The organism is Variovorax beijingensis (assembly GCF_003951285.1).
Classification (GTDB): domain Bacteria; phylum Pseudomonadota; class Gammaproteobacteria; order Burkholderiales; family Burkholderiaceae_C; genus Variovorax; species Variovorax beijingensis.
Genome location: NZ_RXFQ01000001.1, coordinates 75294 through 87466, shown reverse-complemented (window position 1 = coordinate 87466; position 12173 = coordinate 75294). Strand labels below are relative to the sequence as shown.

Annotated in this window: 11 protein-coding genes; all 11 read left to right on the top strand. The window is 66.3% G+C overall.

The genetic code is table 11. The features are described from left to right. The first annotated feature begins 15 nt into the window (after positions 1-15). The 11 genes from EJO66_RS00460 to glnL all read left to right on the top strand — a co-directional run bounded on the left by EJO66_RS00460 (position 16) and on the right by glnL (position 12153). Positions 16-1611: a class I SAM-dependent methyltransferase gene (locus EJO66_RS00460; protein WP_125964449.1), complete on the top strand. Its 1596-nt coding sequence runs from the start codon at positions 16-18 to the stop codon at positions 1609-1611. A 41-nt stretch (positions 1612-1652) separates the two neighbouring features. Further along, entirely contained in the window at positions 1653-3389 is a 1737-nt protein-coding gene (gene ggt / locus EJO66_RS00455; RefSeq protein WP_125964448.1) for a gamma-glutamyltransferase, read from the top strand. Positions 3390-3450: 61 nt separating this feature from the next. Continuing rightward, positions 3451-4200: a pseudouridine synthase gene (locus tag EJO66_RS00450; protein ID WP_125964447.1), complete on the top strand. Its 750-nt coding sequence runs from the start codon at positions 3451-3453 to the stop codon at positions 4198-4200. 80 nt (positions 4201-4280) lie between these two features. After that, positions 4281-5288 (top strand): YncE family protein, encoded by a 1008-nt coding sequence (locus EJO66_RS00445; protein WP_124956843.1) that lies wholly within the window; start codon positions 4281-4283, stop codon positions 5286-5288. After that, entirely contained in the window at positions 5272-6084 is an 813-nt protein-coding gene (locus tag EJO66_RS00440; RefSeq protein ID WP_124956841.1) for a polysaccharide deacetylase family protein, read from the top strand. The genes EJO66_RS00445 and EJO66_RS00440 overlap by 17 nt, the downstream gene beginning before the upstream one ends. Positions 6085-6094: 10 nt before the next feature. Then, positions 6095-7069 (top strand): sterol desaturase family protein, encoded by a 975-nt coding sequence (locus tag EJO66_RS00435; protein WP_125964446.1) that lies wholly within the window; start codon positions 6095-6097, stop codon positions 7067-7069. 38 nt (positions 7070-7107) lie between these two features. After that, positions 7108-7992, top strand: a complete 885-nt coding sequence (locus tag EJO66_RS00430) for an EI24 domain-containing protein (RefSeq protein WP_125964445.1) — start codon at positions 7108-7110, stop codon at positions 7990-7992. Next, positions 7989-8789 carry a competence/damage-inducible protein A gene (locus EJO66_RS00425; RefSeq protein ID WP_206168821.1) on the top strand — a complete coding sequence of 267 codons (801 nt, stop codon included), beginning with the start codon at positions 7989-7991 and terminating at the stop codon, positions 8787-8789. Before EJO66_RS00430 ends, EJO66_RS00425 begins: the two co-directional genes overlap by 4 nt. Before the next feature lie 146 nt (positions 8790-8935). Beyond that, positions 8936-10351, top strand: a complete 1416-nt coding sequence (gene glnA, locus EJO66_RS00420; protein WP_012746775.1) for a type I glutamate--ammonia ligase — start codon at positions 8936-8938, stop codon at positions 10349-10351. A 211-nt stretch (positions 10352-10562) separates the two neighbouring features. After that, complete coding sequence (locus EJO66_RS00415) at positions 10563-11069, top strand: hypothetical protein (RefSeq protein WP_124956833.1); 507 nt, start codon at positions 10563-10565, stop codon at positions 11067-11069. A gap of 4 nt (positions 11070-11073) precedes the next feature. Continuing rightward, entirely contained in the window at positions 11074-12153 is a 1080-nt protein-coding gene (gene glnL / locus EJO66_RS00410) for a nitrogen regulation protein NR(II) (RefSeq protein ID WP_124956831.1), read from the top strand. Positions 12154-12173 lie beyond the last annotated feature (20 nt).

Genomic DNA, 12173 nt, shown 5'->3' with positions numbered 1-12173 from the left:
TCCCAAAAGGACGCCGTGCCCGATTCACTGACTTCCACGCTCACGAGCTACTACGACGCGGTGCCCTACGAGTCGCACCCGTTCCCTCAAACCGCCGTCGAGCACCTGGAGGCCATTGCCTTTCTGTTCGGCCTCGAGGCACCGGCCCCGTCCACGGCGCGCGTGCTGGAACTCGGCTGCGCGGCAGGCGGCAACCTGATTCCGTTTGCGGCGCGCCACCCCGAAGCCAGCGCCCTGGGCCTCGATCTGTCGACGGTGCAGATCGAGCAGGGCCGCGAGGCCATCGCGCGCGCCGGACTGCCGAATGTCGAACTGCGGGCGTTCAATCTGGCAGAGATCGATGCATCGTTCGGCCAGTTCGACTACATCATCTGCCACGGCGTCTACAGCTGGGTGCCGGGGCCGGTGCAAGACGCGATCCTGCGCGTGTGCTCGGAGAACCTTGCGCCCGATGGCGTCGCCTATGTCAGCTACAACGTGTACCCCGGCTGGAAGGCGAGGGAGATCGTGCGCGACGCGATGATCCTGCGCGGCGGCCCGCGCGACACGCCGGAGGAAAAGCTGTCCTATGCGCGCGGCATGCTCGAATTCCTCGAGCAGTCGGCCCGCCCCGGCAGCGTGCTCGGCAAAACGCTCGAGGAAACGATGCCGATCGTGCGCGGTGCCAACGGCTCCTACCTGCTGCACGAGTTCCTCGAGCCCTGCAACGCACCGTGCTATTTCAAGGAGTTCGCGGCGCGCGCCGAGGCGAATGGCCTCAGCTACCTGGCAGAGGCGGAACCATCGACGATGTTCGTCCAGAACTACGGCGAGAAGGTTCGCGAGCCGCTGCTGCGCGAGTGCGGCGGCAGCCAGATCCTGATGGAGCAGTATCTCGACTTCCTGGTCAATCGCACGTTCCGCCAGACGCTGCTGGTGAAGCAGGGCCGGGCCGGGGACATCCGCTACCGGCTCGACCAGGCCCGCATCAGCGGCTTTGAGTTTGCCGGCCTGTTCGCCGCTGCAGACGGCAGCGCGCTCACGCTCGATGCGCGCGAGCAGCCGTGCAATGCGCTGCGCAACCTGACGGTGACGCTGCGGCTGCCGGTGCACAAGGCCCTGGCGCAGGTGCTCGATGCGCATTACCCGGCCAGCGTGTCGTTCGAGGGGCTGGTGGCCGCGGTACTCGCGCTGCTGGGCGAGCCGCGTTCGTCGGTCGAGCCGGCGGTGCTGTCGATGCTCGAGGAACTGGTGATCCTTGGTGCCGTGCGCGTGCGGCGCGCGCCGGTGCACGCCGCCGCGGAGGTCTCTGCCTTGCCGCGGGCACTGCCGTCGGTGCGCAGTGCGCCAGGCCTGGCGTTGTCGGCCGGAAGCTCGGCCAGTGCCTGCAATCAGTGGCACGAACCCGTGGGGCTTTCCGCGCTCGAGCGCTGCCTGCTGCCGCTGCTCGATGGCGCGCATTCGCACGGCATGTTGGCCGACCACCTGGCGCACGAAGTGGGCGCCGGCCGCCTGCGTTTCATTCAGAACGACAAGCCGCTGGCCGAAGCTTCGGCGCTGAAGGAGTTCGCACTCCAGCAGGTGGTGCTCGGCCTGGCCGCCTTGCGGCGCAAGGCGCTGCTCGTCGCGTGATCGTTACCGTTCCCATCGAACTCAAGAGAGGAAATCCACCCATGCAGAACCTCCACTGGACTCCGGCCCTGCGCACCGCCGTGGCGGCGGCGCTCCTGCTCGCGGGCGCAAGCGCCTCGAATGCCGCATCGCAGGCGCCGGTCGCGGCCGAGCACGGCATGGTCGTGAGCGCGCAGCACCTGGCCACCAAGGTCGGCGTCGACGTGCTCAAGCGCGGCGGCAACGCCGTCGATGCGGCGGTGGCCGTGGGCTACGCGCTGGCGGTGGTCTACCCGGCGGCAGGCAACCTGGGCGGCGGCGGCTTCATGACCGTGCAGCTGGCCGATGGCCGCAAGACTTTCCTCGACTTCCGCGAGAAGGCCCCGCTGGCCGCCACGGCCAACATGTACCTCGACAAGGACGGCAACGTCATCAAGGGCTTGAGCACCAACGGCCATCTTGCCGTCGGCGTGCCGGGCACGGTTTCGGGGATGGAATACGCGCGCGAGAAATACGGCACCATGAAACGGGCCGAGCTGATCGCTCCCTCGATCCGGCTGGCCGAAAAGGGCTTTGCGCTGGAGCAGGGCGATGTCGACATGCTGCGCACCTCCACCAGCGACTTCAAGAAGGACCCGGTTTCCGGCGCCATCTTCCTGAACAAGGGCGAGCCCTTCGCGGTCGGCCAGAAGCTGGTGCAGAAAGACCTCGCCAAGACGCTGCGCGCCGTGAGCGCCAAGGGTGTCGACGGGTTCTACAAGGGCTGGGTCGGGCAGGCGATCGTGGCATCGAGCCAGGCCGGCAAGGGCATCATCACGCAGGCCGACCTCGACCAGTACAAGACGCGCGAGCTTGCGCCGGTGGAGTGCGACTACCGCGGCTACCGCGTGGTGTCGGCGCCGCCGCCGAGTTCGGGCGGCGTGATCATCTGCGAGATGCTCAACATTCTCGAGGGCTATCCGCTCAAGGACCTGGGCTTTCGCTCGGCAGAAGCGGTGCACTACCAGATCGAGGCCATGCGCCATGCCTACGTGGACCGCAACAGCTACCTGGGCGACCCGGATTTCGTGAAGAACCCGCTCGAGCGCCTGCTCGACAAGGGCTACGCCGGGAAGATCCGCGCCGCCATCGATCCGAAGAAGGCCGGCGTCTCCAAGGACATCAAGCCCGGCGTCGCGCCGCACGAAGGCAGCAACACAACGCACTATTCGATCACCGACCAGCAGGGCAACGCGGTGTCGGTTACCTACACGCTCAACGACTGGTTCGGCGCCAAGGTCACGGCCGACAAGACCGGCGTGCTGCTGAACAACGAGATGGACGACTTCACCGCGAAGATCGGCGTGCCCAACATGTACGGCCTGGTACAGGGCGAGGCCAATGCCATCGCCCCGGGCAAGCGCCCGCTGAGCTCGATGAGCCCGACCATCGTCTCGAAGGACGGCAAGCCGGTGTTCGTGGTCGGCACGCCCGGCGGCAGCCGCATCATCACGGCGGTGCTGCATACCATCCTGAACGTGGTCGACTACGGCATGAACGTGCAGGAGGCCGTCGATGCGCCGCGCTTCCACCAGCAATGGCTGCCTGACGTGACCAACGTCGAGACCTTCGCCCTGAGCCCCGACACCCGCAAGATCCTGGCCGACATGGGCCACAACCTGGGCGTGCCGCAGCCGGCCAACCACATGGCGGCGATCATCGTCGGCGCGCCGTCGCTGGGCGGCAAGCCGGTGGGGGCCAACCGCTTCTACGGCGCCAACGACCCCCGCCGCAACACGGGCCTCGCGGCAGGCTACTGAACCTGCGGCACACTTGAAGGCGGCCGTGCCCCTGTCGGCACGGCCGCTTTTTTCATTTTTCATGCACCTGCAAGACATCCTCTATACCCAGGGCTTCGGCACGCGGCGCGTGTGCGCGGGGCTGATCCAGCAAGGCCATGTGAGCATTGCCGGCGCGGCCGTGACCGATCCGTTCGCCGACCTCGATCCCGAGGGCCTGCTGTTCACCGTGCAGGGCACCGAGTGGGCCTGCCACGAGAAGGCCTACCTGATGCTGCACAAGCCCGCGGGCACCGAGTGCTCGCAGAAGCCCTCGACCTACCCGAGCATCTACACGCTGCTGCCGTCGCCGCTGCGGCTGCGGCCCAACAAGGGTGCGGTACAGGGCGTGCAGGCCATCGGCCGGCTCGATCAGGACACCACCGGGCTGCTGCTGCTGACGGACGACGGCCAGTTCATCCACAAGATGGGCTCGCCCAAGCACCATGTGCCCAAGGTCTACGAGGTCACGGCCAAGCACCCGGTGGACGCGGCCCAGATCGACAAGCTGCTGGCCGGCGTGGTGCTCGACGACGATCCGAAGCCGGTGCGCGCGGCTGCCTGCGAATCCGACGGCCCGCTGCACCTGCGGCTGACGCTGACCGAGGGCAAGTACCACCAGGTCAAGCGCATGCTGGCGGCGGTCGGCAACCGGGTCGAGGGCCTGCACCGCTCCCGCATCGGCGACCTGGCGCTGCCGGGCGACCTGGCTGCCGGCCAATGGCGCTGGCTCACGGCCGAGCAGGTCGCGGCGCTGCGGGCGCCCGCCAAGCCTCCGAAAACGCCGAAATAAGGGCGGAAAGCGCGTCTTCCCGGTCAGCCAGTCTTCAGGTGCGGCCGTTAAGATTCCCAGCTCTCTCTCGGAACCTTCCCTTGCGATTTCCTGCCCGACCGAATGGCCGCTTTTCGGCCTTCCTGTTTTCATGCCTGGCGGTCTGGGTGGCACAAGCCGCCGCCGCCGCGCCGCCCGAGGCCCCGCCGATCTTCGTGCTCAATTCGCTGGACGCCAGCGTCAGCGTGATCAGTCCGGCCGACTGGACCGAAAAGCAGCGCATCGCCACCGGCAAGGAGCCGCACCACATCTACATGACGCCCGACGAAAAGTCGGTCATCGTGGCCAATTCGGCGGGCGATTCGCTCACCTTCCTGAACCCCAGGACGGCCGAAGTGCAGCGCGTGGTGTACGGCATCATCGATCCCTACCAGCTGCAGTTCTCGCGCGACATGAAGTGGTTCGTCACCGCGGCCAACCGCCTGAACCACGTCGACATCTACCGCTGGGACGGCAAGGACCTGAAGCTGGCCAAGCGCATTGCGTCGGGCAAGACGCCCAGCCACATCTGGATCGACAACACCAGCACCATCGCCTACGTGACCATGCAGGACAGCGACGAACTGATCGCCATCGACCTGCCCACGCAGACCATCCGCTGGCGCGTGGCCACCGGCGCCATGCCGGCCGACATCTTCGGCATCCACAACGACAAGACCCTGCTCGTGGGCCTGACCGGCAGCGACGGCGTGCAGGTGTTCGACGTGGCCGGCGCCGAGCCCAAGCTGGTCGGCAAGATTCCGACCGGCAAGGGCGCCCATGCCTTCCGCTCGGCCGGCGACGGCAAGAGCGTTTTCGTGAGCAACCGGGTGGCCAACACCATCAGCCGGATCGACCTGGCGACGCTGAAGGTCGGCGCCGTCTACCCGGTGCCCGGTGGGCCCGACTGCATGGACGTATCGGCCGACGGCAAGACGCTGTATGTCACCTCGCGCTGGGCCAAGAAGCTCAGCGTGGTGGACCTGGTGAACAACAAGCTCGTGCGCCAGGTCAACGTCGGCCGTTCGCCGCACGGCGTCTGGACGCTGGACCATGCCAAGCGCCTCTAGCCGCACCGGCCGGACCGCGGCCCTGGTGATCGCCCTCGCGGCGGTGCCGGCTGCCTGGGCGCAGCAGCAGGGCGCTTCCTGCGAGAAGCCGGTCTACCTGACCTTCGACACCGGCCACATGGGCGTGGCCCCGCTGGTGGCTGATGTGCTCAAGCGCCAGAACGTCCGCGTCACCTTCTTTGCCGCCGCCGAGCGCACCCAGACCGACGGCGACAGCCTCGACAGCCACTGGGCGCCATGGTGGAAGGCGAGGGCGGCCGAAGGCAACGAATTCGCCTCGCACACCTATGACCACGCGTACTGGCGCGGCGACCTCAAGGGCGTAGAGCCGAGCTTCCGCATCAAGCCGTCGGCGGGCGCACTGGCCGGACGCGAGTTCACCTGGAGCGCGGCCGAATACTGCGCCAACATCAGCAAGGCCTCCGAGCGGCTGGCCCTCATCACCGGCAAGAAGCCGCTGCCGCTGTACCGTGCGCCAGGCGGCAAGACCTCGCCCCGGCTGCTCGCGGCGGCCAAGGCCTGCGGTTTCGAGCACGTGGGATGGTCGCCGGCGGGCTTCCTGGGGGACGAGCTGCCGAGCGAGAAGTTCAGCAATGAAAAGCTGCTGGCGCAGGCGCTGGAAACCATCCGCCCTGGCGACATCCTGCTCGCGCACCTGGGCATCTGGTCGCGCAAGGACCCGTGGGCGCCGGCCAACCTCGAACCGCTGATCGCCGGCCTCAAGGCCAAGGGCTTCTGCTTCGAGACACTGCGCCAGCATCCGCAATACCGCGCCTGGATCGCGTCCCATCCCTGAGGCTGCCGCCGTGATCGATCGGTTGACGGACGCTTTTTCCGCGCTGCAGGGCTGGTTCTTCGAGGCGCTGGTCCAGCCGATGGTGTTTGCGGTGGGCCTGGGAGGCTGGACCGAAGATGCCTTCGACGCCACCGGCTGGCTGCTGGTCGGGCTGATCCAGGTTGTGGTGTTGCTCGCGGTCATCGGTCCGCTGCAGCGCTGGCGCGCCGTCGAGCCGGTGACCGACCGCCGCGCGATCCGCATCGACGTGCTCTACACGCTGATCCATCGGCTGGGCCTGTTCCGGCTGGCGATGTTCTTCACGCTCGAGCCGTTCTTCGATGAGGCCATTGGCTTCCTGCGTACCGCGGGCTGGGGCACGTTTCACCTCGACGAGGCCTGGCCCGGCGTCACCGACGTGCCGTGGGTGGCCTTTGCGACCTATCTCGTGGTGCTCGACTTCGTGGGCTACTGGATCCATCGCGGCCAGCACCAGTTCAGGTGGTGGTGGGGCTTGCATTCGCTGCACCATTCGCAGCGCCAGATGACGATGTGGAGCGACGACCGCAACCATCTGCTCGACGACATCGTCCATGACACGCTCATCGTCATCGTCGCGCAGCTGATCGGCGTGGCGCCGGGGCAGTTCATCGCGTTCGTGGCGTTCACGCAGCTCAGCGAAAGCCTGCAGCATGCCAACCTGAAGCTCGGTTTCGGCGCCGTCGGCGAGCGGCTGTGGATCAGTCCGCGTTTCCACAGGCTGCACCACAGCATCGGGCTGGGCCACGAATCGCGGGGTGCGCATACGCTGGGCGGGTGCAACTTCGGCGTCCTGCTGCCGTGGTGGGACATGCTCTTTCGGACCGCGAACTTCGAGGAGCGCTACGACCCCACCGGCATCCGCGACCAGGTCGAGCCCGGCACGGACGGCAGGGTGCGCGACTACGGGCGCGGCTTCTGGACCCAGCAGTGGCTCGGGCTGAAGCGGATGGTCGGCCGCGGCTGAGCGCCGGGGCCGAACCGGGCCGGTTATCCTCCCACCCAATGCGCCTGCTCCTCGATTCCTTCTGGCGCGCGGTCGCCTATTGCATGCTGCCGCGCGTGATCGTGCTGTCGCTGCTGCCGCTGGGCCTGATGGTGCTGCTGGCGGCAGGCTTCGGCTATTTCTACTGGGACGCGACCGTCGCGTGGACCCGCGAGGCGCTCGACGCCTGGCCCCTGCTGTCGAGCTTCTGGGGCTGGATCGGGCGGCTCTTCTCGGGCGACGTCACGGCCATGCTGGCGCCGCTGGTGGTGGTGTTTGCCGCCACACCGCTGATCGTGGTGGTTTCGCTGCTGATCGTGGCCGGCCTCATGGCTCCCCCGCTCACGGCTTTGGTGGCGCACCGCCGCTTTCCCGCGCTCGAACGCAAGAAGGGCGCGTCCTTCTTCGGCAGCGTGGCGCGATCGCTCGGCCTCACGCTGCTGGCGCTGCTCGCGCTCGTGGTGTCGATGCCGCTCTGGCTCATTCCGCCGCTCGTGCTCATCCTGCCGCCGCTGATCTGGGGCTGGCTGACCTACCGGGTGATGAGCTTCGACGCGCTGGCCGACCACGCAAGCCCGGAAGAGCGCGCCGCGCTGCTGCGCGCCCACCGGCTGCCGCTGCTGTGCATCGGCGTGCTGTGCGGCTACCTGGGCGCGGCGCCCAGCATCGTCTGGGCCTCCGGCCTGCTGTTTGCCGCCGCCTTCTTCGTGCTGGTGCCGCTCGCGATCTGGATCTACACGCTGGTGTTTGCGTTTTCGGCGCTCTGGTTCGGCCACTACTGCCTCGACGCGCTGGCACAGCTGCGCGCGCAGCGGGGGGGCGCCGCCGCTTCGTCCGATCCATCCGACGGCCCACCCGCCATCGAGGCCGACCAGGCCCTTCTTTCCCAATGGAAATCCCCATGACCCGCGCATTCGGTCTGATCGTCGTCGGCGACGAAATCCTTTCCGGCAAGCGTGCCGACAAGCACATGCCCAAGGTGATCGATCTGCTCGCCGCGCGCGGCCTGCAGCTCGGCTGGGCCGAATACGTCGGCGACGAGCCCACGCGCATCACCGCCGCGCTCGGCCGGGCCTTCAACTCGGGCGACATCGTCTTCTCGACCGGCGGCATCGGCGCCACGCCAGACGACCACACGCGGCAATGCGCCGCGCAGGCCCTGCGGGTGCCGCTGGAGCTGCATCCCGAAGCCGAACTGCTGATCCGCGAACGCATGCAGGACACCGCGCGCGAGCAGGGCATTGCCTACGAACCCGACCGGCCCGACAACATTCACCGCCTCAACATGGGCGTGTTCCCGAAGGGCGCCGCGATCATCCGCAATCCGTACAACAAGATTCCGGGCTTCAGCGTCGAGCACGTCCATTTCGTGCCGGGCTTTCCGGTCATGGCCTGGCCCATGATCGAATCGGTGCTAGACAGCCGCTATGCGCACATGTTCACCAGTGGGCAGTCGGCCGAGAAGTCGGTCATCGTCTTCGGCGCCATGGAGGCAGCGCTCACGCCGCTGATGCAGGCCATCGAAGCGGCGCACGCCGGCATCAAGGTGTTCAGCCTGCCGAGCGTCGACCATCCCGAATACGGCCGCCACATCGAACTTGGCGTGAAAGGCCACCCTGCCCGCCTGGATGCGGCCTACGCGCAACTCATAGAGGGCCTGCACGCCTATGATGCGAGGCTTGGCCCGGAATTGGTGCGGTAGTTTTTATTGCACCAGTTTGGTGATTATTTGCCTTTTTTTGGGGTTTGCGCCCGCCGTCGAAGCCTCTTCCCGAGCGGCGACAATGGCATAGAAACTGCATCCTCTGTCCCTGTATTCCTAACCACCATCCAACTCAGGAGAAATTGATGGCAAAGACCGTCGCCGATGTACTCAAGCTCGTCAAGGAAAACGAGGTCAAGTTCATCGACTTCCGCTTCACCGACACCCGCGGCAAAGAGCAGCACGTGACCGTGCCCGTCTCGGCTTTCGATGAAGACAAATTCACTTCGGGCCACGCTTTCGACGGCTCGTCCATCGCTGGCTGGAAGGGAATCGAGGCTTCGGACATGCAGCTCATGCCCGACCCGAACACCGCCAACATCGATCCCTTCTTCGAAGAAACGACGCTGATCCTGACCTGCGACGTGATCGACCCCGCCGACGGCAAGGCCTACGAGCGCGATCCGCGCTCGCTCGCCAAGCGCGCCGAGGCGTACATGAAGGCCTCGGGCCTGGGCGACACCGCCTACTTTGGTCCGGAACCCGAATTCTTCGTGTTCGACGGCGTGCGCTGGAAGAACGACATGTCGGGCTGCTTCGTGAAGATCGACTCCGAAGAAGCCTCGTGGAACACCGACAAGGAATACGAGCACGGCAACACCGGCCATCGTCCGGCAGTCAAGGGCGGCTACTTCCCGGTTCCCCCGGTCGACAGCTTCCAGGACATGCGCTCGGAAATGTGCCTGGTGCTCGAATCGCTCGGCATCCCGGTCGAAGTGCATCACCATGAAGTGGCCAACGCCGGCCAGATGGAACTGGGCACCAAGTTCAGCACGCTGGTGCAGCGCGCCGACTGGGTCCAGTTGCAGAAGTACGTGATCCACAACGTGGCCCACGCCTACGGCAAGACCGCCACCTTCATGCCCAAGCCCATCGTCGGCGACAACGGCTCCGGCATGCACGTGCACCAGTCGGTCTGGAAGGACGGCAAGAACCTGTTCGCCGGCGACGGTTATGCGGGCCTGTCGGACTTCGCGCTGCACTACATCGGCGGCATCATCAAGCACGCCCGTGCCCTGAACGCCATCACGAACCCCGGCACCAACAGCTACAAGCGCCTGGTCCCCGGCTTCGAAGCCCCGGTGAAGCTGGCCTACTCGGCCAAGAACCGCTCGGCCTCGATCCGCATCCCGTTCGTGGCCAACCCGAAGGGCCGCCGCGTCGAAGCGCGCTTCCCCGATCCGCTGATGAACCCGTACCTCGGTTTCGCGGCGCTCTTGATGGCTGGCCTCGACGGCGTGGAAAACAAGATCCATCCGGGCGAAGCCGCCAGCAAGGACCTGTACCACCTGCCGCCGGAAGAAGACGCGCTGATCCCGACCGTGTGCCACAGCCTCGACCAGGCCCTGGAATACCTCGACAAGGACCGTGCGTTCCTGACCAAGGGCGGCGTGTTCACCGATGCGTACATCGACGCCTACATCGAACTGAAGATGCAGGAAGTCACGCGCTTCCGCATGGCGACCCATCCGGTCGAGTTCGACATGTACTACTCGCTGTAATTGGCCCACCCCCGAAGCGGCTCGCTTCGTGTAGCCGCCTCCCCCTCGAGGGGGCAACACCGGCGGCCCGGCCGAGCCGGTTCCGCGGTGTTGCTGGAATGAATTCAAAAAGGACGGCTTGGCCGTCCTTTTTGCTTGGCGCGGAACATCTTGTCACCAGTGGCGTCGAATTGCAGGAAAATGCACCTTTGTTGCGCCATCATCGATTCACATGAAGACTGCTTCCCTCATTTTCCTGGCCGGTTCATTGTTGGTCGCCTTGCCCGCGCTCGCCCAGGAGCGCGTGTGGCGCTGCGGCAATGAATACACCAACAATTCGACCATCGCCCAGCAAAAGGGTTGCAAGGTCATGGAAGGCGGCAACGTCACCGTCGTGCAGGGCACCAAGCCGTCGGGCGGTGGTTCGGCCGGCGGCGGTTCCGCCCCGGCAGCCTCCCGTGCGCCCGCGGGCAGCCCGCGCGTCGAAGGCGTCGACCAGCGCGCGCGCGACGGTGAAGCCCGCTCGGTGCTCGAATCCGAGCTCAAGAAGGCCGAGGCGCGGCAGGCCGAGCTCAAGAAGGAATACAACAACGGCGAGCCCGAGAAGCAGGGCAGCGAAGGCCGCAACTATCAGAAGTATCTCGATCGCGTGGCAGAAATGAAGGCAGAGCTGGCCCGCAACGAGAGCGACATCGCGGGCATCCGCCGCGAACTCGGCCGCCTGCCGGCCAAGCAGTAGAGCCATGGCGTTCGGGAAGAAGGCGGCCGGCGCCACTCCGCGCTTTCAGTCCTTCGACCTGCTGTCCACGCTGATCGCGGTGGTCAGCACCAACGGTTCGGTGCTGTTTGCCAATGCGGCCCTCGAGGACGCGCTGGGCACGTCGCGCCGCACGCTCGAAGGCTCTCAGTTCGGCGCCTGCTTTCACGAGCCGCACGTGCTTCGCACGGCCATCGACGGTGCGCGCAGCAACGACTTCGCCACGCTGCGCTACGAGGCCTTCCTGCGCCGCGTCAATCATGAATTGATGCCGGTGCAGGTCACGCTGGCCCAGGGCGACAAGCCGGGCGAACTCATCATCGAGATGTCGCCGCTCGAGCAGCAGGTGCGCCAGGACCGCGAGGAGCGCCTGCTCGACCAGGCGCAGGCCAACAAGGAACTCATCCGCAATCTCGCGCACGAGATCAAGAACCCGCTCGGCGGCATCCGCGGTGCGGCGCAATTGCTGCAGATGGAGGTCGAGTCGCGCGACCTCATCGAATACACGCAGGTCATCATCCACGAGGCCGATCGGCTGCAGACGCTGGTCGACCGGCTGCTGGCGCCGCATCGGCGCCCGCACGTGGTGGGCGACGTGAACATCCACGAAGTCTGCGAGCGCGTGCGCTCGGTCATTCTTGCGGAGTTTCCGCGCGACCTGCATATCGAGCGCGACTTCGACGTGTCGATTCCCGAATTCCGCGGCGACCGCGAGCAGCTCATCCAGGCCACGCTCAACATCGTGCACAACGCGGCGCAGGCCCTGGCCGAGCGCCGCGCCGCGGGCGATGCGCAGATCACTTTCAAGACGCGCATCGCCCGGCAGGTGATATTCAACAAGCAGTGGTATCGATTGGCACTGGAATTGCATGTCATCGACAATGGACCGGGTGTGCCGGACACGATCAAGGACCGCATCTTCTATCCGCTCGTATCGGGCAGGGAAGGCGGGACCGGGCTTGGATTGACGCTTGCACAAACTTTTGTGCAACAGCATCACGGCGTGATCGAGTGCGACAGCGTCCCGGGCCGAACCGATTTCAAGATATTGATACCGCTGCCCTAGCAGCCACGGCAACAAGGAGA

Excerpts from the sequence above, each read along its gene's own strand:
- EJO66_RS00415 (WP_124956833.1), top strand. The coding sequence starts at position 10,563 with ATGAAGACTGCTTCCCTCATTTTCCTGGCCGGTTCATTGTTGGTCGCC.
- EJO66_RS00440 (WP_124956841.1), top strand. The coding sequence starts at position 5,272 with ATGCCAAGCGCCTCTAGCCGCACCGGCCGGACCGCGGCCCTGGTGATC.
- glnL (WP_124956831.1), top strand. The coding sequence starts at position 11,074 with ATGGCGTTCGGGAAGAAGGCGGCCGGCGCCACTCCGCGCTTTCAGTCC.
- glnA (WP_012746775.1), top strand. The coding sequence starts at position 8,936 with ATGGCAAAGACCGTCGCCGATGTACTCAAGCTCGTCAAGGAAAACGAG.
- ggt (WP_125964448.1), top strand. The coding sequence starts at position 1,653 with ATGCAGAACCTCCACTGGACTCCGGCCCTGCGCACCGCCGTGGCGGCG.
- EJO66_RS00450 (WP_125964447.1), top strand. The coding sequence starts at position 3,451 with ATGCACCTGCAAGACATCCTCTATACCCAGGGCTTCGGCACGCGGCGC.
- EJO66_RS00425 (WP_206168821.1), top strand. The coding sequence starts at position 7,989 with ATGACCCGCGCATTCGGTCTGATCGTCGTCGGCGACGAAATCCTTTCC.
- EJO66_RS00430 (WP_125964445.1), top strand. The coding sequence starts at position 7,108 with ATGCGCCTGCTCCTCGATTCCTTCTGGCGCGCGGTCGCCTATTGCATG.